This window comes from Sphaerospermopsis sp. FACHB-1094 (assembly GCF_014696195.1).
GTDB classification, from domain to species: Bacteria; Cyanobacteriota; Cyanobacteriia; order Cyanobacteriales; family Nostocaceae; genus Sphaerospermopsis; species Sphaerospermopsis kisseleviana.
Window position 1 is genome coordinate 22956 of sequence record NZ_JACJPT010000008.1, and the last position, 24387, is coordinate 47342.

17 protein-coding genes and 1 other RNA gene are annotated in these 24387 nt (G+C 35.8%); 3 read left to right on the plus strand and 15 right to left on the minus strand.

The window, feature by feature from the left end:
• Positions 1–26: 26 nt before the first annotated feature.
• Positions 27–1388: a ribosome biogenesis GTPase Der gene (der, locus tag H6F47_RS03825; protein WP_190647753.1), complete on the minus strand. Its 1362-nt coding sequence runs from the start codon at positions 1386–1388 to the stop codon at positions 27–29.
• A 277-nt stretch (positions 1389–1665) separates the two neighbouring features.
• Between der and H6F47_RS03830 the strand changes: the two genes are divergently transcribed.
• Positions 1666–3594, plus strand: coding sequence for a WD40 repeat domain-containing protein (locus tag H6F47_RS03830; RefSeq protein WP_190647755.1), 1929 nt, complete (start codon positions 1666–1668; stop codon positions 3592–3594).
• Between the two features lie 93 nt (positions 3595–3687).
• Here H6F47_RS03830 and H6F47_RS03835 read toward each other — a convergent pair whose 3' ends face one another.
• From H6F47_RS03835 to groL, 6 genes are all read right to left on the minus strand, one after another.
• Entirely contained in the window at positions 3688–4449 is a 762-nt protein-coding gene (locus tag H6F47_RS03835) for a D-Ala-D-Ala carboxypeptidase family metallohydrolase (RefSeq protein WP_190647757.1), read from the minus strand.
• A gap of 255 nt (positions 4450–4704) precedes the next feature.
• A complete protein-coding gene (gene rnc / locus H6F47_RS03840; protein WP_137668361.1) occupies positions 4705–5421 on the minus strand; it encodes a ribonuclease III in 717 nt (238 codons plus the stop codon).
• Positions 5422–5592: 171 nt separating this feature from the next.
• An RNA gene (gene rnpB, locus H6F47_RS03845) (RNase P RNA component class A) lies at positions 5593–6022 on the minus strand.
• 107 nt (positions 6023–6129) lie between these two features.
• Positions 6130–6846 carry a hypothetical protein gene (locus tag H6F47_RS03850; RefSeq protein ID WP_190647759.1) on the minus strand — a complete coding sequence of 239 codons (717 nt, stop codon included), beginning with the start codon at positions 6844–6846 and terminating at the stop codon, positions 6130–6132.
• A 36-nt stretch (positions 6847–6882) separates the two neighbouring features.
• Positions 6883–8052 carry a magnesium/cobalt transporter CorA gene (corA, locus tag H6F47_RS03855; protein ID WP_137668363.1) on the minus strand — a complete coding sequence of 390 codons (1170 nt, stop codon included), beginning with the start codon at positions 8050–8052 and terminating at the stop codon, positions 6883–6885.
• Between the two features lie 613 nt (positions 8053–8665).
• On the minus strand, positions 8666–10354 hold the full coding sequence (gene groL, locus H6F47_RS03860; protein ID WP_190647761.1) for a chaperonin GroEL: 1689 nt from the start codon (positions 10352–10354) through the stop codon (positions 8666–8668).
• A gap of 158 nt (positions 10355–10512) precedes the next feature.
• Here groL and H6F47_RS03865 point away from each other — a divergent pair, with 158 nt between their 5' ends.
• Positions 10513–11595 (plus strand): MraY family glycosyltransferase, encoded by a 1083-nt coding sequence (locus H6F47_RS03865; RefSeq protein ID WP_096567197.1) that lies wholly within the window; start codon positions 10513–10515, stop codon positions 11593–11595.
• 176 nt (positions 11596–11771) lie between these two features.
• On the opposite strand, the gene fabG is transcribed toward H6F47_RS03865, so the two are convergent.
• The gene (gene fabG, locus H6F47_RS03870; RefSeq protein ID WP_190347774.1) at positions 11772–12536 is read right to left on the minus strand and encodes a 3-oxoacyl-[acyl-carrier-protein] reductase; all 765 of its coding nucleotides are present in this window, start codon (positions 12534–12536) and stop codon (positions 11772–11774) included.
• Positions 12537–12811: 275 nt separating this feature from the next.
• Between fabG and H6F47_RS03875 the strand changes: the two genes are divergently transcribed.
• Entirely contained in the window at positions 12812–13573 is a 762-nt protein-coding gene (locus H6F47_RS03875; RefSeq protein ID WP_190647762.1) for a class II aldolase/adducin family protein, read from the plus strand.
• Positions 13574–13669: 96 nt separating this feature from the next.
• Here the strand turns inward: H6F47_RS03875 and H6F47_RS03880 are convergent, their stop codons facing one another.
• From H6F47_RS03880 to H6F47_RS03910, 7 genes are all read right to left on the minus strand, one after another.
• On the minus strand, positions 13670–15862 hold the full coding sequence (locus H6F47_RS03880) for a hypothetical protein (protein WP_190647764.1): 2193 nt from the start codon (positions 15860–15862) through the stop codon (positions 13670–13672).
• Positions 15859–19404 carry a hypothetical protein gene (locus tag H6F47_RS03885; RefSeq protein WP_190647766.1) on the minus strand — a complete coding sequence of 1182 codons (3546 nt, stop codon included), beginning with the start codon at positions 19402–19404 and terminating at the stop codon, positions 15859–15861. Before H6F47_RS03885 ends, H6F47_RS03880 begins: the two co-directional genes overlap by 4 nt.
• Positions 19405–20154: 750 nt before the next feature.
• On the minus strand, positions 20155–21027 hold the full coding sequence (locus H6F47_RS03890; protein WP_096567194.1) for a DUF6671 family protein: 873 nt from the start codon (positions 21025–21027) through the stop codon (positions 20155–20157).
• A 174-nt stretch (positions 21028–21201) separates the two neighbouring features.
• Positions 21202–21804 (minus strand): protoporphyrinogen oxidase HemJ, encoded by a 603-nt coding sequence (hemJ, locus tag H6F47_RS03895; RefSeq protein WP_187040738.1) that lies wholly within the window; start codon positions 21802–21804, stop codon positions 21202–21204.
• A gap of 166 nt (positions 21805–21970) precedes the next feature.
• Positions 21971–22819 (minus strand): alpha/beta fold hydrolase, encoded by an 849-nt coding sequence (locus H6F47_RS03900; RefSeq protein WP_137667063.1) that lies wholly within the window; start codon positions 22817–22819, stop codon positions 21971–21973.
• 436 nt (positions 22820–23255) lie between these two features.
• Entirely contained in the window at positions 23256–23549 is a 294-nt protein-coding gene (locus H6F47_RS03905) for a type II toxin-antitoxin system RelE/ParE family toxin (RefSeq protein ID WP_096567188.1), read from the minus strand.
• Complete coding sequence (locus H6F47_RS03910) at positions 23546–23812, minus strand: type II toxin-antitoxin system ParD family antitoxin (protein ID WP_096567186.1); 267 nt, start codon at positions 23810–23812, stop codon at positions 23546–23548. The genes H6F47_RS03905 and H6F47_RS03910 overlap by 4 nt, the downstream gene beginning before the upstream one ends.
• Positions 23813–24387 lie beyond the last annotated feature (575 nt).

The window sequence follows — 24387 nt, forward strand, 5'->3', positions numbered from 1 at the left end:
AAATCTAAAATCCCAAATCCCAAATTTTAAACGCGAGTTGCGCGGTTGACACTACCAACTTCCATTTCTCGGAATTTTTTACTCCGCCATAATACGCGAATTGGTGTACCTTCAAAACCCAATTGTTTGCGAAACTGTCTTTCTATGTACCGACGATAATTGTCATTGAAGCGTTTTGCATCGTTGACAAATAAGGCAAATGTGGGCGGTTGGGTACTCACTTGCGTACCATAATAGATTTTACCTTGTTTCCCGCTACGTGATGCTGGTGGGGAATGCCAACTCACTGCGTCTGTGAGAACTTCATTCACTACTGAAGTGCTGACACGGCGTTTGTGTGATTCAGCAGCTTTATTCACCAATTCTAAAATCTTTTCTACCCTTTGACCTGTCATGGCACTAACAAAAATTGTATCTGCCCATTCAGTAAAATGTAAACGTGCTTCTAAACTCTTTTCATAATCATAGATTGTGTAAGAGTCTTTTTCGACCGCATCCCATTTGTTAACAACGATAATACAAGCGCGTCCATCTTCAATAATGCGCCCAGCTAATTTTTGATCTTGTTCTGTGACTCCATCTAAAGCATCTAAAACCAATAACACCACATCGGAGCGACGAATGGCTTTAAAAGCGCGGTTAATACTGAAAAATTCAGTACCGTAATCTATGTGTTTCTTTTTACGGATTCCCGCAGTATCAATTAAGCGGTAAGTTTGTCCATCCCGTTCAACTAAAGTATCAATTGTGTCGCGGGTAGTTCCAGAAATAGGGCTAACTATAGCCCGTTCTTCACCCACGAAAGCATTTAATAAACTGGATTTACCAACATTAGGACGGCCAATAATGGCAACTTTAATTTCAGTATTTTCTTCTAAGTCTTGAACGTGGGGAATGTATTTAATTAACTCGTCGAGGATTTCACCAGTACCACTACCATGAATAGCGGAAATAGGGTAAGGTTCTCCTAATCCTAATTCCCAAAATTCACTGGCTTGAATTATACCTTGTTCTGGTGATTCACATTTATTCACCGCCAGTAATACTGGTACTGTTTGTTGCCGTAACCATAGCGCAATTTCTTCATCTGCTGGGGTTAAACCGGCTTGGCCATCGACTACAAATATTGCTGCACAAGCTTCTGAAAGTGCCGTCATTGCTTGTTGACGAATCAAAGGCAGAAATTCCGTATCATCGTTAAATACTAAACCGCCTGTATCAACCACGACAAATTCCCGATCTTGCCAAAATGCTGGTCGATAAGTGCGATCGCGTGTTACACCAGGTTCATCATGAACTATTGCGGTTTGATCTCCAGCTAAACGATTTACAAAAGTAGATTTGCCCACATTCGGGCGACCGATAATTGCTACAATTGGCAGTGCCATAAACTAAACTTTCTTGTGCTGAGTGTTGTAGATGTGCTGAGTTATATATCTACGTTCTTCACCCAGCACGCTTTTAGAGAACTATTTATGATATCATATTTCCTCAACGATAGCAATTGTTATGTATTCACCTGGATATATCCCCAACTTCTTCAATAAGTCCGGTATCTGGGTATGATATTTTTCAGGTTGAGTGGTTGAATATTTCCAGTGTCAACTGTTGACAATTGATTGTTTATACAAATATACTTCAGTAAAAGTATCATAATTAAGCAGAATGAACAAAGGTAAATGGTTAGAAATCAGCGGGTATATCTATTTAGGTTTAATAGTATTGGGAACTATTGCTGCAACTGTTAATCAACAAGTGGTTTATGCAGTTATTCCCTTAATTTTAATCATAACAAATATAGCAACTCATTCCCAGTTTAATTATTCTCAATCCCAAGATAAGATTAAAGAAGTACAAACCAGTTTACAAAATATCACAGATCAATTTTACCAATTCAAAGAAACTATGAATACATCCAATGTGAATACATCCAATGATCGCTTACAAAAAATTGAAGATTGGAAACAGCAGCTAAACCAACTTATTGATAACAAGATAGACCAAAAAATTGAAACATCAATGCAAAAAATACTCACAGAAATTAACGAATTTCCTCAACAAATTCAAAATATTAACTATCGCTTAAATCAATTAGACAGTTCTCTAGAAAATTTACATAAACAAATTCAGCAACAAGGTGATAAATTAGATATTGTCCAAGAAATCCAATCTGAAGTTTTGCATATTCATGAAAAAATGCAAAACATGGAAATTGTTAATTCTCAATTAACTCAGATTGAACAAATTGAGACATCTTTAAAAAATTGGAGTGAAATTAGTCAACAAGAATTAGCAGAATTAAGAGAAAATCAGCAACATCAAAGTTTAGAATTTACTCAACTTAGTCAACAACTTACTGATCTTAATTCTCTCTGTGAAAATATGGCTAATTCCATTCAGCAATTAAATCAAGCTTTTGCTACACAAGTTGAAGATTTTGATCAAGTTAAACAAAATCAAAACAGTGAAAATTCTAGATTAAATGATATTTTTGATTCTGTACATGAATCCTTAACATCGTTAGATACTTCATTTGATGCTTTAATCACATTTAATTCTTTAATCAGACCTTTGGAAACAACAAATAAATCAGATATTCAAACAGGAGAAAATTCTGCCGTCAACATCCAATTTAATCAAGCAATTACTACTACCTCTACATCAGCAGAAAACACAGAAGAATTATTATTTGTGGGAACTTTAAAAGGTCATGAATATAAAGTTTCTTCAGTTGCTTTTAGTCCTGATGGTAAGATTTTAGCTAGTGGAAGTGATGACAAAACTATCAAAATTTGGGATTTAACAACTCAACAACATCGTACTTTTGCAGGACATAAAGATTCAGCATGGACAGGAGGTATTAACTCAGTTGCTTTTAGTCCCGATGGTAAAATATTAGCTAGTGGAAGTAATGATAAAACTATTAAATTATGGGATGTAAATACGGGGAGAGAAATTTTCACTTTTAAAGGACATGAAGAGACAGTTAAATGTGTTTTATTTAGTCCCTTGGGACAAATTTTAGCTAGTGGTAGTAAAGATCAAACAGTCAAACTTTGGTCTTTAGAACAGGGAAAAGAAATTTACTCTTTTAAAGGTCATACAGATGATGTTTTGTGTGTCGCTTTTAGTCCCGATGGTAAACTTTTAGCTAGTGGTGGAGGTAGGAATGATAGAAGTATTAGAATTTTACAATTAACTGAAAACACAGTCAAAACTTTAACGGTAAGTTCTGATTGGTTTACTGGTGGGATTAATGCTTTATCTTTTAGTTGTGATGGTAAGATTTTAGCTAGTGCTGGTAATGATAAAACTGTGAAGTTATGGAATGTAGAAACTGGTGAGGAAATGAAAACTTTAACAGGACATTCTGAAGCGGTTTATGCAGTGGTATTTAGTCCCAATGGTAATATTTTAGCTAGTTCCAGTCAAGATAAAACTGTGAAGTTATGGAAAGTAGATGTAGATAGTGTGGTGGAAATTTCCAGTGTTAAATGTGCTGATGATGGAGTTTATTCTCTTGCTTTTAGTCGCGATGGTAAAGTTTTAGCTGCTGGAAGTGCAGATAAAACCATTACTTTGTTTCCTTGTTAATGATTTGATCCCCCATAAAAAAGTAAGGGTTTAGCATTGCTAAAACCCTAGAAAATTCAGGGGTAAAACCTGAATATAGTGGTAGTTTTATTATTAATAAGGAAAGATGACTCTACCACCAGGCCTAACATCAGCATGGAAAAAGCCCTTATTTCTACCCATAAAAACAGCATCTCCCAAACCGGAAAATTGAGAAGCTTTTAACACATCCCAAAGCTTTCTAAAATCTCCGTTCATTGGTATCATATCTATAGCTCGGAAATAGAGATGCTGACTATTACGAGCGCCGCCTACCGCTCTATTGACTGCCGGTGGACGATAACCAGAAGTAATAGTAATGGGTGAGCCAAATTTTTCTCTCACTGGTCCCCAAGTTCTCGCTACTCTAATTGCATTTGCTACATATTCAGAACTAGTAGGAACACGAGTACAATTTTTCGTAACTTCACCCCAAGTCAAAGGAACACCGTCAACAATATATTGGTTGGCATAGACTATTTCGCCTCCAGGAAGTTTCATAGTCGCGCCTGTACGTGATCCGGCATTGGTATTAACTTTGATTTCTGAGGTATTAGTTTCTTCTTTGTCTCCTGCTGTTTCTTCTTTATCTTTTAGTTCCAGTAATTCCTTAGCGGTGCTGACTCCTAAACCCAAGGGATATTCTAATTGTTGTAGTGATTTAAATTCAGAAAATGCTTGTTTGGTGATTGGTCCGACTTTTCCATCTGCTTCTATTTTCAGGAGTTGCTGTATTTCTTTCACCAAGTCTGGATGAGCATCAGTGATAAATATAGCTGGAGAGTTGAGTTTTACAAACTCAGTGAGAGATGTGATATTTGCGGGATTGGATGTCATAAGTTTTTGTCAATAGATTTCGGTAGTTTTCCACATTATTCCTATCCAACTTTAATCTACACATAAAATAAGCGTGATTACTGTGGTCAATTCTTAATTTTGAATTAAATTTTACTAAATTTTACTAAATTTTACTAAATTTTACAGATTGCCCATAACTCAACTGATTTTGATGGATTTACCATCTTGGTGGAGGGATATAGTTAAAGCACTTAGGTAAAGCACTTATTTAAAGCACTAACTACTAACTCTTAATTATGTTACCTCTTGAGTAATTGCCAAATAAGCTACTTTAGCCGCAGCTTGTTCAGCAGCTTTAATAGAGCGTCCCTTACCTTGTCCTAACATTTTCTCATGTAACCAAACTTCAGCTACAAAACGTTCATGACTACGGTGGGGTTGATTAACTTCTAGGACGCGATATTCTGGTAGAACTTTAAACTGTGCCTGAGTCCATTCTTGCAGAGCCGCTTTATAGTTTAATCTAGCCGGATCGAGGCGAATTTCTCTTGCTAGTTCTTGAAAGTGGGGATCTAACCAAGGACGAATGAGGTCTAAATTGTGAGTGCTAAGGTAAAGCGCCCCCAGAACAGCTTCAAAAGCATCTGCTAGACGTGACTCTTGACCAACAAGATCAGCAGTAGCACTACCAGCAACTAATAAGTATAATTCTAAACCATATTCTCTGGCTAATTTGGCGAGAATGCGATCGCTCACCAACACGGAACGAATAGCCGCAAAATCTCCCACAGCACAGTCGGGATAATTTTCCCATAACACCACAGCGGCCACCAGACGTACCACTGCATCACCGACAAATTCCAACTGTTCATAATTTGCCGACTCGGAAACAGTGGCGTGAGTTAGAGCCAAATCAAGTAACGGCCACTTTATGGGGCTATCTGGTGATAAACCTAACTTTTGGACTAAAGTTTCAAGTTGCCGTTGACGGCGAGGATAAACGCGGGACATTAAAACAAGATAGTAAATATGTGCAACTCAATCATTAATAACTAATAGACATCTGGTGGTAATTAAATGTGTATAACCTGAACCCCATTCTAAAGACGTTCTATAGAACGTTTCTACATTGATTTTCACCAGAGGTCTAATAACTAATAACCAATAACTAATGACTAAAAAAAGAGAGAGCAGGACATAAGCCGGATTCTGTTCTCTTGCGAGGGCGGTTATCTATCTGGGATGTTTGTTACCAAACACCTCTAGCGGCGCTCATTTACTGGAACTGGTAAAAGACCAACCGTAGTTCCTCCGGCCTTGCTCCCAACCGGGGTTTACCGAGCCAACGCCTCTCGACGTTGCTGGTGCGCTCTTACCGCACCTTTGCACCCTTACCAGGGATTAGGTATTGGGGATTATTGGGGATTGGGAAATTTCTTACCCAGTCTCTAGTCCCTAGTCCCCAGTCCCTAGCCCTGGCGGTATCTTTCTGTGGCACTATCCTCACGATCGCTCGCACTGGACGTTATCCAGCAAGTTTGGTCTTTCGGGAGTCCGGACTTTCCTCAAACCAGTCTTGATGACTGATCTGCAACCACCTGCGCCTACTCTCTCCCCTATCTAGTTTAAGCTTTAATCGCCCGTTCTGTGTTATTCAGTTATCAGGGAATAGGGAATAGGGAGTAGGTAAAGAATTTTCTCCCCATTTCTCCATCTTCATCATCTTGTCTTATTCCAAGGTAGAGCATAGGTCCAGGGTAATTTCTCGATAGTGAAAGGACAATTGATAATTGAGATAGGAGGAACATTCACACCCGGAGCCAAACCGACACGCAACTCCGATATTCTTAATACCAGTTGAAAAGAAAATTCTACTTTCTTTTTACCATCCATAAAATCTTTATACAAACCCTTAAAAGGCTTTTGATCTTTCATGGCAACTATATCAATTAAAGGTTCTCCAGGTTGATATGTTCCTGTTTCTTTGTCCCTTTTTAAAATATCTTCTGCTGTCACACTTTCAGAAATTGTTTTCTTAGGAGCAATAATCGTAGGAACTTGTGGTATTGCTAAGTCACGGCTGAGGTCTGGAGATTTGCGAATCACACGGCGAGATTTTTTGCTATGTTCAATGACCCAAGAACTATTATCCCAGTCAACATATACAGCTAAAGCTTCTGATTTATTATCAATGCTAATTGATAATTCTTTCAAATTATCTTTTAATTTCTCCAAAGAATATGTTCCTGAACCAAAAGAAATCCCAATTTTATCATCCAGATTTTGTTCTTTTAATTGTTCTTCAACAGCACTCTTTTGGAAATTTAACACCACCATATCGTCGATAGATTCAATCATGCGATTGAATGTGTAATATATCCCCAGGATATAAACCATCAAAACAAGAAGATTTTGATCGCCACTTTGTACTGCCATAAAACTACTAATAACTCCTTGGAAAATTCGCAAACTTTATTTTTGATTGATTTCAAATGAATTGTCAAGCCAACCCCGTCTCCAAAAAAAGAAAATTAACCCACTAGCAATTGCCGCCATTAATCCCAAGCATAGCGGATAACCCCAATACCAATTTAATTCCGGCATATTATAAGGTGATTTTTCGGTATTGAAATTCATTCCATATATTCCCACTACAAAAGTTAAAGGAATAAAAATTGATGAAACAACAGTTAGTAATTTCATGATTTCATTCATTTTATTACTAACCGCTGAAAGATAGACATCCATTAATCCTGATGCTAATTCTCGGTAAGTTTCCACCATATCCATCACTTGTACCGCATGATCATAACAATCTCTCAAATAAATTCTTACCTCCTCACTAATTAATTTACTACTATCACGAATCAAAGAATTAATCGCATCTCTTTGTGGCCAAATAGCTCTTCGCAGTTGTAATAATTCTCGCCTAATTTGATATATTTGTTTTAGTGTTTGGGGATTTGGACTAACTATTACTTCTTCTTCTAATTCGGCAATGCGTTCTCCATACAATTCTAAAACAGGAAAAAATCCATCAATAATTGCATCTAACAAAGAATACGCTAAATAATCACTTCCTTGTCGGCGAATAATTCCTTTACCTTTGTCAATTCTCATCCTCACACTATCAAAACAATCATGCTCAGGTTCTTCTTGAATTGTCAATAAATAATGTCTACCTAAAACTAAGCTGACTTGTTCACTATAAAAACTACCATGATTGGGATTAGGCACAACCATACGAGCAATAATCACTAATTGGTCTTCATAATCCTCGATTTTCGGGCGTTCCCCCATATTGAAAACATCTTCTAAAATCAGAGGATGTAAATCAAAAGTTTGCCCCAAACGGTGAATAATCTCTTTGTTGCCTAAACCTTGTACATCTACCCAGGAAACCGATTCTGTATCCAAGTAATTACTGCATTCTTCTGGATGTTTTATTTGTTTGTGAGTTAGATTAGTTTGGTTATAGTCAACCAAAAAAATATTTGGTTGTTCAGCATCTTCATCAATAATGAGTGTACCCGGAGGAGTTCCTGGTTCATGATAGTATTCGTTTTCAAATGGCTTATTTACTTTTTCTTTGTTGATAACTTTATTTATGACTTTGGGTAGACGACGATGTTTTTTAGCCATTAAGTCTCACCTTAATATTTATCTTGCTGAAAAACTTTTTTCTTCAGGAGTAGTAGGGGCGAAGCATTCGGGCGACAAATTATCAATTTTCTGAACAGGCTATTTTCCTGTAAGGGCGAAGCATTCGGGCGATAAATTATCAATTTTCTGAAAAGGTTATTTTCCTGTAAGGGCGAAGCATTCGGGCGATAAATTATCAATTTTCTGAAAAGGTTATTTTCCTGTAAGGGCGAAGCATTCGGGCGATAAATTATCAATTTTCTGAAAAGGTTATTTTCCTGTAAGGGCGAAGCATTCGGGCGATAAATTATCAATTTTCTGAAAAGGTTATTTTCCGAATGCTTCGCCCCTACTTCGCCCGTACAGGAGTCAGGAGTCAGGAGGAGGCAGTGTGGTGAATTGCATATCATATTTTTACAAAATTAGGATGCTCTCCTATTTGATAATTTACTAATTTATAGCAGATTGCTGGTAAATAAGACATAGGATCTAAATTCACAGCCAAACTCCTGAATTTTGCCAAAAAAAGTTTGTCTTTACCAAAAGACAAACTTTAGAAAAAATTAAAATTTATTGACTTTGATTGATTTTGATTGATTTGGGCAAGTGGTAGTTAGAACATACCCATACCACCCATACCACCCATACCGCCCATACCGCCCATACCGCCCATACCGCCCATACCGCCCATACCGCCCATGCCAGCATCAGGAGCAGCAGCTTTCTTTTCAGGCTTTTCTACTACTATCGCTTCGGTGGTTAAAACCATACCCGCGATAGAAGCGGCGTTTTGCAATGCAGAACGAACAACTTTAGCAGGATCAATAATACCTGCGGCAATTAAATCTTCAAATTCTCCGGTAGCAGCGTTGTAGCCGATGTTAATATCGGTGTCTTTAACTTTGGAAACAATGACTGAACCTTCTGCACCGGCGTTATCTGCGATTTGGCGTAAAGGTGCTTCTAGGGACTTTTGTACAATGTCAGCCCCAATTTTTTCTTCGGCATCAAGGCTGTTTTTAATGGCATCTACTTTTGTAGACAGGTGAATTAAGGTTGTACCACCACCAGGAACGATACCTTCTGCTACTGCGGCTTTGGTGGCATTTAAAGCGTCTTCAATCCGCAATTTGCGATCTTTGAGTTCGGTTTCTGTGGCTGCACCAACTTTGATGACTGCTACACCACCAGCAAGTTTGGCAATACGTTCTTGCAGTTTTTCTGTATCGTAGTCAGAATCAGTTTCTTCTAACTGTTTGCGAATTTGGGCAATACGCTTTTGTACTTCTGGTTTGTTGTCAGTACCAGAGACAATGGTGGTGTTTTCCTTGTCAATGGTGATTTTCCGGGCTGTACCCAGCATTTCTAAGGTAGCTGTATCCAAGCTCAAACCGATTTCTTCAGAAATCATCTGTCCATCGGTGAGAATGGCAATATCTTGTAATAAGGCTTTGCGACGTTCGCCAAAACCAGGGGATTTAATGGCAGCAACGGCTAAGACTCCCCGCGCTTTGTTGACTACCAAGGTTGCTAAAGCGTCACCTTCGATATCTTCAGCAATGATTAATAAAGGTTGACCTAAACGGGCTACTTTTTCCAGTACAGGTACTAAATCTTGAATGGCGTTGATTTTTCTGTCGGCGATGAGGATGCGGGCGTTTTCAAATTCTACTGTCATCCGGTCGTTGTTGGTGATGAAGTAGGGAGAAATATAACCGCGATCAATTTGCATCCCTTCTACTACTTCTAGTTCGGTAGTTAAGGATTTTGATTCTTCTACGGTGATGACACCATCTTTGGTGACTTTCTCCATTGCTTCGGCCAGCATATTGCCGACTTCTTCATCGTTACCGGCGGAAACGGTGGCAACTTGAGCGATCGCACTTCCTTCTACTGGTTTGGCTATCTTGGCAATTTCTGCTACCAATGCTTCTACGGTTTTATCAATACCCCGTTTTAAGGCCATGGGATTTGTACCAGCAGCGACGTTCTTGAGTCCTTCTTTAACTAATGCCTGTGCTAAAACTGTGGCGGTGGTAGTTCCATCACCTGCGGTATCTTTGGTTTTAGATGCCACTTCTTGGATCAGTCTTGCACCAGTGTTTTCTAAAGGATCTTCTAGTTCAATTTCCTTGGCAACGGTGATACCGTCGTTGACAATTTGGGGTATACCAAATTTTTTTTCTAACAGGACGTTGCGGCCTTTTGGTCCCAAGGTGATTTTTACCGCATCTGCCAAGGCGTTAATGCCTTTTTCTAGCGATCGCCGTGATTCCTCATCAAATGAAATAATCTTAGCCATGTTTGTTTTCTCTATCTCTTCCATTAGACAATTTAGCACTCACAAGACAGGAGTGCTAACTATTCCAACTATTGAATTTAACAAATAACAATAAAAAATTGATTAAGATTACAGGTGATACTTATTTTGGACATTAGCACTAATGATTGTATCGGGAGATGAATTTAGACAACTCCCTTAGATCCCTTGGCATTGCTAACCCTAGCGGCTCCGGCTGGTTGGCGGTAGTATTTACTTTTATTTTGGCTTGGCTGGTTACATGGCGTTTAATTCCGACTATCCGTCAATTTGCTTTGCGGGTAGGTTGGGCTGATCAACCAAACGCCCGACGACTTAACCGAGAACCTTTACCTAATGCGGGAGGTTTGGCTATCTATGCTGGCGTTATTGCGGCTGTGGTCGTTGCTAGTCTGCTACGACCCATTGAACTTCAAGGCGTATTGGCTCAGGTACTCACAATTTTGTTAGGAGGTTCTATTCTCGTCTTGGTTGGCTTTATTGATGATCAATTTGGCTTACCTCCTTCTGTGCGTTTATGGGCGCAAATGATCACAGCCCTTTTGTTGGTGGCTAATGGTATCAGTGTGAAAGTTACTTTTGGTACTCCTATTGACTCCTTGCTATCAATGGCTTTGACGGTGTTATGGGTAGTGGGTATTACCAATGCTATTAACTTGATGGATGGGATGGATGGTTTAGCCGGCGGGATCAGTTTTATTACAGCCATGAGTTTGTTGGGGGTTTCTGCTCAGTTTGATAATCGAGCAGCAGCAACCCTGGTATTAGCTGCTTTGGGTGGTGCTGCACTGGGCTTTTTACGCCACAATTTTCATCCTTCAAGGATCATTATGGGTGATGCGGGGGCGTATTTTTTCGGTTATGTTCTAGCTGCCACTAGCATTTTAGGCAAGTTGCAACAAAGTACAGTTTTTGCGCTGATACCAACGGTTTTATTTTTGATGTTGCCAGTTTTAGATACTACTCAGGTTTTTATTAGGCGACTTTTAGCCGGAAAAAACCCTTTGAGTACACCCGGTAAGGATCACCTACATCACCGCTTGCTGGACTGGGGTTTTTCCCAACGTCGGGCGGCTTTTACTTTGTGGTCTGTCACCTTGTTTTTTAATGTACTGGCTATGACGGTACAAGGTATGACTTTACCTGTGATCCTGGCTTCTGCTGCTAGTATCGTTCTGCTGTTAGGTGCTACGGTTTTACAAAGAATACATGGCAATTCGTAATTACAACAGGAGTCAGGAGTCAGGAGTCAGGAGTCAGGAGTCAGGAGTCAGGAGTCAGGAGTCAGGAGTCAGGAGATCAAGGAGTCAGGAGTCAGAATGAAGATTTTTCTATTCCCTATTCCCTATTCCCTATTCCCTATTCCCTATTCCCTATTCCCTATTCCCTTCTTTACCAATTACATTACCATCCCACCATCGACGTTAAAGACTTGACCTGTAATGTAAGCTGCGGCGGGATCAGCTGCTAAAAACCTCACCATACCAGCAATTTCTTCTGGTTCACCAAACCGCCCCAAGGGAATAAATTGTAATATGTTATCAGCTTTGATATCGCTGGTCATGTCAGTTTTGATAAAGCCTGGTGCTACGGCGTTAACGGTGATACCACGGGTAGCTAGTTCTTTGGCGATGGTTTTGGTAAAACCAATCACACCTGCTTTGGCGGCGCTGTAGTTTGCCTGTCCTGGATTGCCCATTTGTCCGGCTACAGAAGCAATGTTGATAATTCTGCCAGAACGTTGTTTGAGCATGATTTTACTGACGGCTTTGGTACATAAAAATACACCTGTTAAATTGAGGTCTATAACAGCTTGCCAGTCTTCTAATTTCATCCGTAATAACAATGTATCGCGGGTAATCCCTGCATTGTTGACTAAGATATCAATGCGGTTAAATTTTTCTAAGGTTGTGTTTATCAGTGTATCTACTTGATCTGCTTGGGAAACATCTGCTTGGAGGGCGATGGCTTCGCCAACACCTCCGGTGAACGCTTCTCCTCCTGCTGCTGTAATTTCTGCTACTACTTGTTCTGCTGCGGTGCTGGAACTGGCGTAGTTGACTACAACTTTTGCACCTTGGGATGCTAGTTGGAGAGCGATCGCACGTCCAATACCTCTAGATGCTCCTGTAACAATGGCGACTTGATTCTGTAATAATGTCATCTGATTTTTATGAATGTTTGCAGATACGGCGTTAATTATTTTATGGTGATTTGGGAGTGATTGAACTATTTAGAGGTTGTCAATAAAGTTGTTTAGTGATGACAGGTGACGGGTAACGGGTGACGGGTGACTGTTTATTTATCTGTGAAAATAAAAAACTTGACTCATTATTTGATACTATTAATAAGTTGGAATTAGTCAGAATTATCCCATGTAATTATTGATTAATTCACCCAAATTAGCACTAAATTTACAGATTAAATAGAGATTTAATTATGACTAATGAAAATTTTGCTAACTTGCCTCAATTTACCAGTGTAGAAGATGAAAGACAACACCGTAAACAACGTTTAGCGGCTGCATTTCGCCTATTTGCTCGTTATGGTTTTGATGAAGGAATAGCGGGACATATTACAGTGCGTGATCCTGAATTTACAGATTGTTTTTGGGTGAACCCTTTGGGAATGTATTTTGGACATATTCGCGTATCTGATTTATTATTAGTTAATGATCAAGGTGAAGTTGTTCAAGGAAATAAACCTGTAAATGGTGCTGCTTTTGCGATTCATTCCCGACTACATAAAGCTCGACCCGATGTTACTGCGGCCGCTCATGCTCATTCACTTTATGGTAGAACTTGGTCAAGTTTAGGAAGATTGCTTGATCCGATCACTCAAGATGCTTGTGCTTTTTATGAAGATCATGCTTTATTTGATGATTATACTGGGGTGGTGTTTGACCCTAAAGAGGGCGATCGCATTGCGGCAACTTTAGGAGAAAAAAAGGCGATTATTTTAAGAAATCATGGGTTATTAACTGTTGGTCATACAATTGATGAAGCTGCGTGGTGGTTTATAAATATGGATCGTTGTTGTCAAAGTCAATTAATGGCTGAAGCAGCAGGAAAACCGATAATTCTTGATTCAGAAACCGCCCGTTTTACTTATGGTCAAGTTGGGTCTCATATTATTGGTTGGTTTTCTTTTCAATCTTTATATGAGATGATTGTTAGGAAACAACCAGATTTATTGGAATAGAATTTATAATTTTGTCTGAATCAGGATGTCCAGGATTTAAGGATTTACAGGATGAAAATAGAGATTTCATCCTCTCTCAATTAACTATTATCCTAGTTATTCACTTTCTCGAAGGTTAAGATATTCCCTAATATACTTAAACGGAAAGGGAATAACTGTACTTTGTCCTGTGCGAACAAAATCAACATCCATTGTTGGTAGCAGTTCTTTAAATATTAATTTTGAGCCATTTACTGCTACTATTTGGCGCAGATGACAAGCATCTTTCAAAGAAAAATTTTTTAATTTATCTCTTCTGCTACCCACACAGTAATAAGCCAGGTTTTCAGTTTCTTCAAAATATTTAATATTGAAATAAGGATCAAATAAATCGTCTTTACTCTGATTATCTTGGGGAAATTTTAACCTAATTTGATGCTTTTCTAAAAGGTAATCTCTAAAATCAGTAGCTTCTTTGGTGATGCTAACATTAATCTCTTTATCTTTCTGTTTCCTTATTGATCCTAAATATTGGCTAATTAAAGAATAAAATTCTGATTTTGATAAAGTTTCATTTCCTTTGTTTTTAAGTGCCTCTGAAAATGAATTAAACTTTTGAATATCCAGTTGTTTTGGTTGTTGTAAAAACTCCTGAACTATATTAGCTAAATCATTTCCAGTACGTTTATTTTCAGGAAGTTCACTGTCTAATTGATCCAAAATTTGTGCTATTTCAGGAAGATTAGGAAGAGAAATTTCATCAGTTCTAAATATCTGATTGATCTCACCACTATCAGAAATAACTAGTCCTTCCAAGTTTCTAATTTTCTTGTTATTTTGAGAATTGCTATCTATCATGAACTTTCTATAAGTTTCAAATTCTTGCCAGTTCCATAGACTGATCTTTTCTTTTGTATAAAATTTAAACTCTCCATTTGGTTTAATTGTCATAAACACAACATGACTTTGTTCTTCATTTTCTTCTTTATCCCAAGCTGCAAAAGTCCAATCTCCTGTTGCGTTGAGTTTAGCCCAATCAAATAAAGTTATTTTTTCAGCACGAAGATCACGTTTGATAATTAATTCTTTAAGACTTGTTTTTACAATATTTTTCCATCCATCTTGAGTTGATTGTGTATAAGATTCTATGGTAATATTTTGACGTTGTGTTTGATGATCAGATTCTTTATATTGATCTGTGAGTTTATTTTCTGTGTAATAGGATTCCTTATGAATAATTCTCAAATTCAAAGCGGCTTTTTTCTCTGTTTTCCGAGAATCTGTAATCAACTTTTCCTCAGTTATATAAGAAGGATATAAAAACTGTTTTAACTGAGTTACTAATTCATGAGATTCTTCACTATCAACTTTATCTAATATATGTATTCTCTCCCCATCAAGTAATTCCTTAATTTTTTCAGAATTATTCATTAATCTTGTATCTAGTGGGAGATCATGATCTATTTCACGAGTACAAAACTCAAAAGTCATGTATTTAGATAGGTGATTTTCAATGCTATTCATGACATTGTGTAAAATCCCCGCACGACTACTTTCAAAATCTTTAAGACTACCAAAATTCATAAAATTTACATGAAGTTTTTTTCCTGGTTCACGACATTGGATATAAGATTTTTTCGGATCTGATTTTTTACCATCAGAAGGAAGCCGTCTTCTCAGAGATGGTGGGTTTGTACCATCATAAATAATATATTCTGGTCTTTTCAAAATTTTTGCTAGTTCCTCACCTTGATATTCTTTTAAAATTACTACTTTTTTTCGATAATTAGCGAGACTAACATTTAATAAAAACTCATTTTGTTCCGCAGGAATACGATCAATACTGATTTCAGCTACTGCAATTGAATTATAAAGTTTATCTGTGAATAGGGGAACTCTAAGTAATGAGCCAGTAAGATTAGAAAAATGAAGATGTTTATATTTTGAACGTGATGAACCTAAAGAATTAATCAATAAGCGTGCAAGACTCGCTTCACATATACATTCATTATTTCCATTATAAATTGCTTCTGGCTGCACCTCAACTGCTACTACTTTAGCAAATTTAGGATCATTATCCAGTCTATTTTCTAACTGATAAATATTGTTTGATTTTGTTTCAAACATAGCATAAGCAAATTGAGCATAACCAACGGACATGGCTTGATAATCATCACCAATTATACGATCTAGTTCTTCTGCACCCCACCACTTTCCATCGTAATCTCGTTTAAATCTAATAAATGCAAAATCTTGTTTGATAGCATCAATATGAAAAGTGATTTTCACACGATTTGTAAGAATATTCATTTTGAAAGCTCCTTGAAACTGCTGGATATAAATTCAATTGCTTGATTATCAACTTTATTAGTTTTGCACAGATAAGGTACTTCAATTATTTTTCCACGATCTGAAATAATTGCTTTAAACTCTCTATCTGAACTACCAAGTATATTAATTATATAAACTCTTGCTGCTTTTACCTCCTGCATTTTTTTACGAATCTTATCAATTTGTGGATCAGCTTCTACTATAATTTTATCGTTCCATAGTTTAAAGTCTATATAAATATTTGGATTTTGCTTTGTTTTAAAATCAAAACGTTCAAACTCCTTGGATTCTAATTCTGATAAAGAAATATTTAAAAATGTTTTCAAAATATGTTCACCACATACTTCACCTAATGCACCTTTATAAATATTATTAAATATGGGAGGTGTGATAATCAGTTCAGATTCAGGAAATTCAGTTGCATAACCTTGACTAATAAATAATTCCCTAAGAACATCTATTTTCATTAATTCTGTCAGACGAGCATCGTTTTCACTTACTGTTCTAACTTTTTTCTTCCCGTATTCATTGTCAAAGAAAACTTGTATTTTTTTATAGTCATTTTCTTGTGAAAAATAATAGTAATTACCAGGTTTAAATAATTTAACATAGATATTATGCCATTTGTGATCACATTCAAACTCTTGAATAAGAGTAGGATGTTTGAGAACTTGCTGTCTTAAATCTTTCCATTCTTTTACACTTTGAGCATTCCATGTTTTATCAAGTGTACTGATGATGTAAGCAGCACTGATTTCACTTCTATTGATAGCATCAATTTCTGTTGCTTTTATCTCTTGAGATTTTTCACTTGATGTACCAGCTAGTTTGAAAAGAGCAGTATATTCACGCACTGGAATTACAGTATCAGGTACAGAAAATTCTGCTAAATGTTTACGAATACCATCATCAGCCAAAATATGAATCGTGGGAAATTTCATGTTAGTTCTGCATATTCTACCTATTGCTTGCATAATTACTTTATTCACAAAATATGAATAGCCTTGTGTATGATATAAGCTGATAAAATCGCCAGCATTTTTTTCATACTTACCTATTCCCACATATCGTTTAAAACCTTGACTTAACTTAATATTAAATGTTGCTGCTGAAAAAGCGTGATTTGCTCTGAAAAACTCTAATTGAAAAATGTATTTTATAAAATCAGAATCATTATTCTCGAATTGTTCGTTGTAGATATTAACAAGTAAATTCGTAGGGTTATCTAAATAAATACCATTAATATCTATATTTTCACTTTTTTCTCGGTTATCAATATGTATTGCTTTTGAATCTAAGTTAGCAGGAATAGGAAATTGTAAATTTTGTCCTACCCCTATAGTTTGGTATGCAGAAATAATAAAACGGCGTTTGTTATCTTTTAAGTCATTAGCAATTTTTGCTTTATTAGCATCAAAATTACTGCTAGTGAGAGTAACTATAGTTTCTTCTACATAACTATCTTTTTGTTTTTCATCTAGTTCAGAATTTAGTAGATATTTTGCATACTTTTTCAATGTCTTAATATTAAAATTTGGATCATTATCCTTGGGAAGTTTATTGAAAAAGCAAAGAAAGCTATAACATTCAGCAGGATGTTCTAGAAAATATTTCCATACAGTTAACACTTTTACATAACGACAAAATATAAATTCAAGGCGATTTTCATTATCATCTGTATCATTGCCATTATTGATAGTATCTTGAATCTCACGCCATAAGCCATTAACTACAAAATTAGCTAATTCTTCATCATCCAAAATTTCTTGAAATTGTTTTATTGCATCCTTCTGTGAGTCTGCACCAATAAATTGAGGTATGATTGTAACATGATCATCATAACCCTTAGTTGTTTCATAATACTGATTTTTTAGCTCCTCCATTTCCTCTGGTTCTAATTGTTTAAATGAATCAGATAACCGAGATTTCAAATACTTAATGTCATAATTACCAATATTAGTATTAAGTCCCGCAGTGGCAGAAATTCCTACTACCATTGCCTTAGAACAAACTTCAGCTAACAATGATTCTGGTGTATGATTAAAATTGAACATATATATCTTGGATAAGGTATCATGTTCATCACTATCAACTATGTCATAATAACGAAAACCCCGATCATAAAACCATTGGATTTTACTAATAGGTTGTTCTGATGCAACCTTATATATTAATTCATCATTTAAAATATTATCTATTAATAAATCAACATCTTTTTGATCTTGATAAAAATGATTAAGCACACTTTTTATAGCAAATTCTAAATCAAATTCAACACCCTCATTTTCCTTCTTTAACCACCGATAATTATCAGCTACATTACTAATACCTCTCTGAAAATATGTGAAAAAACCACCTATTTCACCCAGTAATGAATAAATATTATAAACTTTATCAGATTGCACTTCGGATGAATTTTCTTTAAAATCAACTGCTTTAATCCTATTTGTCCTTTTTCTTGCATCTTGATGAACTTCAATCCGTTTGTTAAGGTCTATAACATTGTGGAATTGGTAATCATAAAATAGAAAATTCCTTTTTCTAGTAAAACATTTTGGATCTGTTTTACAAATGTATTGTAATTTATATTTTTTGAATATCTCCTGAGCTTTTGTCCTTAAATCTTTTATTTGTTCTTTTGGTGGCAACCAATCTTTACCTTGTGCTTTTTTGGCTTTCCAATGTTTTGAACATTTAGTTAAATCTTCAGAATCGTTGAGTTCTTTTAAATGATTATGAATACTTAAAAATAAATCTATAAAATCTATTTTTCTCTGTAAACCTGATTCAATAATATTATTGAGAATACGTTCTTTAGTAGAATCAAATTCATCAATAAAAATCAGTGAATTTTTGAAGGGACTTTTATTGAATTTTTCATAAAAGTCATAAGAAGGCTCAATTAATGTGGAATTTTTGAGTATAAACTTATCCATACTCAAAAATAACACAGTTCTCTCATCTGTAAATACTGCTGGATAAAGTTTACCAATCCATTGATAATCTTTCTTATCTTTGATGGCTTGTAATTTTGCTTCCTTGCTAGGGAATTTTTCTTTGAGGATGTTTTCTATATCTCTTCTAAATGCTGGTTCAAGGTCTTTGCGAATTTTCTCTTTAAAACTATCTTGAGCTTTTTTAGGCAGTTTTGGAATATTATATAATTCTATATAGTTATTTAAGTTTTTATAGCTGTCTTGATTTTTAAACTCAGCAGGAATTTCATCTTCAATAGTAGATAAGTTCTTAATTACACTCTCAGAATTAGAATCAATAAAAAGAACATACTTATTATAATCATCTTCATTACCATTTTCAATGAAATGATTTTCTAAGTCCTTTAATGGCAGATTTTTCTTGAGGTTTGTAAGAAATATAATCTTTCTGTTATTAGCAGCAAATTCTTTATAATTATCATATATAAATTTAAACACATTGTAGGTTTTACCAAAACCTGTTGGCATACTTAAAAGCAATAATCCGTGATTATATTGACAGTATTTTTTTAAAATTTCTTGCATATCCCTGAGTAATGTGAGTATATTTTTAACCTTTATTTTGCTTTTAGGTATATTATCATAACCTTAGCTAAAATCCAAACAGCATACATAGTTTGTTACAAAATTTGTTTACCCATTATCACTAAAAGAACTTGAATCATTACAGCGTTAGAGGATATTGTAAATGCTTGTATTACCAAGTATTAATTTTTATTTTAAAATCTCTCGCAGAAAGAGTCTGAGCAAGACTCCTGTACTAATAAATCTTACCAAAAGTAACACTTAGTATTTTAATAGACGAATTTAAACAGATATTGGAAAATTTCTCTATCTAATGGAGGAATAAAGATACAAACAATAAATACTAAATAATTAAATATTCCGATCACCTGACGAACTTTAATACAATATTCCCCCGTTGATATATGACAGCGGGGGCTTTTTTTATCAATTTTTTATCTAATTATACCAACAAATAATTTTATCTAAAAATTTATCTCTCTAAAGGAGGACTTGATAAATAGCGAATAATTATTAAATATTAAATAGCCCGATTACCCTACCGGACTTTAGCTCCAAACCCCCTCTTGTTATTAACCGTTCAAGAGGGGGCTTTATTCAGATATCAATTGACAATTGATAATTGTTTGATTACAGGTTGAAAACCCATCCACGGAGAAACAGGAAAAAACTATTTTTAATTCTCTTGCTTCCAGGAAAAGGTAATTGTTGATTTTCCATTTTTGAACAGTTCTCATTTATTAGTTGTGATTAAGGATTACAATATTCACATAATCCCGGATCTGCAAACTGTTTACCATCAGGATATAATTTTTTCTCTATGAAATTACATTTTCGACATTGATAAATTACCGCCATAGTTAATAAAGTTGGTTGATGGCAACTTTCACAAGGTAAACCTTTGATTTTTTGAGTTATACTAAATCCAGGGGTAGAACATTGAGGACAACAACTATTAATTTTATTCAGCAAATCTTGGGTAGCTTTTTCGATATTCTTCATCCGCATTGGATTATAAAGCGCCCGCATATCAGTTTCTATATGTAAATTACCATCGGGGGAATTATTGAAAGCGAAATTCACAGCTTCCTGTAATTTTTCTGTGGTAGTTATACCTTTAATAATTTCAAGATTTTCAGGATTTGATTTTTCAAACCAAACCACTAAACCATGTTCAGGGAAACCGACTTTTTCAGCAAATTCTTCTGCTTCTGCTAAACTGCTAATAACTCGATGATTAAAGTTAGTATCAGTAGAAAAAACTTCGCCAACAATTTCTAATTCTTTTTCTTGATCTAAAAAAACAATAATTTCTCTGTTAGCATAAATATAAGGAAAACTGGGATGAGGTGCAAAACTTCCTTCACTAGCAATAGCTATAGTTTCCCCTGTCATCTCCATAGCTTTTTGTGCTTTTAATTTTGCAGTGGCAATTTGTGTATCTGGGCGTTTTATTTCTCTGGTAAATGTGCCAAAAACATCGGTGTTAAAATCCTGTGGTACAATAATCTTAATTCCTAATTCTTGTTGTAATAATGGGGCAATTACTTGTTCTTTATGGTGCATAGTTGCGATGACGGCCACACGGTTATTAAAGAGATTTTTCAATAATTGCTTTGTCATTACTGTTGAGACTCCCTGATAAATAATATTACAGAAGATTGCAGATCAATCAGGTACAGAATCAAAGGTGAAACCTAGATATAAAGAGAGAGGGCAACCACAGGGGGTTTCCCCCTACTGACTTCTGACTCCTGAATCTTACATTTTTATGGTGGGCAATGCCCACCTCAAAACTTAACTTTGTGCTTGGGGAACTTGATTATTTTGATTAACTTGATTCATTTCTGCCAACATTTTTTCTTTATTGCGTCTGCGAATTTTGGCATACATTTGAATACTAGCAGCCATGAAAATCACTAAACCAAAAATCAGCCAAGCAGTGATATCTGTAGGTAGATTATTCTTGAAAATAGCCAACATGACAATGACAACTAATAACAAAGTCGGTGCTTCATTTAAAGCCCTTAATTGTTGTCCACTCCACTTACATTCATCGGCGGCTAACTGTTTCATTAATCTACCACAATAATGATGATAGATTAATAAAATACCCACAAAGCCTAATTTAAAATGTAACCAAGTTTCTTTTAACAAGTCTGGGTTAGTGGAAAGAATACCAATGGCCATCGCTACGGTGACGATCATTCCGGGGATGGTAATAATATGGTAAAGACGTTTTTCCATCAGTTGATACTGGTTTTTGAGTATCGTTTTTGCGGGTTCTGGTTCTTGGTTCGCTTCTGTGTGGTAAATAAATAAACGCACCAGGTAGAATAACCCTGCAAACCAAACTACAAAACCAATAATGTGAAAGGCTTTAAACCATGAATAAGCCATGAATTGTCACCTACCTTAGTCAATTTACAGATGATTGCATTTACTCTTATTATCAGGTTACGGCAATTATTGACAAGGTTGCAGATTATCGCGGTAATTAGTAATTGATAATTGGTAATCAATTATTTCTGTCACCTGTCACCTGTCACCTGTCACCTGTCACCTGTCACCTGCTATGACGACGCACAAAGGGTAACAGGTCTTGTAAAATCACTTCATGATAATGTTCTTGGGGATAATGTCCCACATTATGTAACTTAATTATGTCCCCATCGGGTACAGATTTCACAAAACTTTCAGCCATATCTAAAGATAACCAAGGGTCAATGATTCCCCATTGTACTAAAATCGGTTTTTGCCATTCTTTAAAACCTGTTTCAATTTCTGACATGGCTTGATCCAGTTGCAAATTTCTAATTGTTGATAGTAAACTGCGACCAGATGCTGAAGTTTTCAAGAACGGTTTTCTATAAACATCTAAATCTGGATCTTCGATGCGATAACGACATCCACCTTCTAAGGTTCTATCCACTAATAAGGGATCTTGTGTCATCACTTCCCCCGCTAATGGTAAACCCATTTGTTGAATTTTCCAAGGTAGTTTAGCAGATGTAGAAATGGGAGCATTTAAAATGGCAATATTGGCGATTTTTTGAGGATTTTTCAAGGCATATTGTAAACCAACTGAACCTAAAAATCCCTGCACAACTAAGGAAAAACGTTCTAATTCTATAGCTTGAATAAAGTCATCTAAAGCTTTGATAAATGCGTCGGGAGTGTAAGCAAAATCCCGTTTTTCTGGTTTTGCAGAAAAGCCGTATCCAATCCAATCTGGTGCGATCGCTCTTGTTCCCTGTGCTGCCAAAGCTGGTATAATATTTCTCCAGCTATAACTTTGGGAAACTATGCCGTGTAGTAATACCACTGGTAATAAATCACTTCGTCCAATGGGTTGGGCTTCCCGATAATACCATTCTAGGGAATTTACTGTTATCTTATGTTCTTTTATTGACACTTTATTTTCCGATCCTGAAAATGCAATGATATAGATCCCCGACTTCTAACATTAATTTATCATTTATTGTCAAGACTAAAAAACAAGTAGGGGATTATTGACTTTTATTTGACAACCTGATAAAATAAGGAGCTATTAAGAGATATCATAAAACAGTTAAATATTTTTTGTCAGAATAATGAATTAATAAAAATTAATACTTGTTCCTGTTGTGTAGGTGTTAAATTGTCTAGTTTTTCTAAAATAGATTTTTTGTTTTCCAGTGCTGGATTCATCATGAAAATCCTTATCATTTGTAAAAAAATCTTCTTTAATTATATAGGCATCCGCTTTTATTTGTGAAAATATCCTAATTTTTTAATTGATTCTATCCTGTAAATCCTTTAATCCTGGATATCTTGATTCTGAAAATCTGCGTTTATCCGCGTTTATGTATTTATCCTGCAAACAAAGATTCTAAATCTTGACGACCATTGACAATTCTGAGAATTTCTACATGATCATCAACAAGTTGATAAAGAATGATGTAACCATTAAGAGGTATTCCCCGCATTCCTTTTCTGATGTGTTCGTAACTACGCCCCATTTGGGGAAATTGCAGCAAGTTTTCACACTTTCTCGTAAATTCTTGAAAAATCTTTTCTCCTGTTTCAATATTTCTAGTTAAAAAATATTCGGAAATGCTATCTAAATCTTTTATTGCTTGAGGTGAAATTAAACATTGATTCATTTTTTCGCCTCACGCGCATGGCGAAATTTGGCTTGCATTTGTTCAATGACTGTTTCTAAAGGAACTCCTTCACCTCGTTCTAATTCTGCTGCTGCTTCGTTGACTTTAATTCTCACATCTTCTACCCATTCTTCATATTCTTTTTGTGTTTCTTGTAACAATTGTAATGCTTGATTAATTACTGCTTGAGCATCAGGAAATTTACCTTGTGCTAGTTGGGTTTTAATAAACTGTTCTTGTTCTGGGTTTAGGGTAATATTCATGGTTTGTCTTCTGTGATTGATAATTTTTATTATAAACAATATGTAACTTGGGTTAGTTCCACCACGACAAGCATATTCCCATTCAGCCTCTAGTCTCTAGTTCCCATGCTCTGAGTGAGCAAGTCCTAAGTTGACAATTTCATAGACAAAACTATACTTATATTGACAAAAATCAATATATTTTTAGGAAAAAATCAACTACTTGATATATAATACGGTGATATCAAGTATTGAATTGAGACTATTGCCGACGCGAAAACCAAGCAATGATGGTGGTAGTCTTTTTCAGAAACTTAATTGGAACACAATCGCGTCTGGCTAAGGCGTGAAAGTCTACTGAGGGATAACTGCTCCTATGCTCCCGTTGAAGTAGAAAGTAAAGTCTAGTTTTGTCTAGGTTTTATATAGCAGAACACAGTTAGGGGTTATGCCTCAATGATAACTGGAGGTAGAACCTCCTAGATCGCATTACCAGTCTCTGACTGAGAACGAGAAAACGAGAAACAAAAATAGTTTTACTCCTGACTCCTGTACGGGCGTTCGCGAAGCGTGCTGGAAGCATCAGCATGCGGACG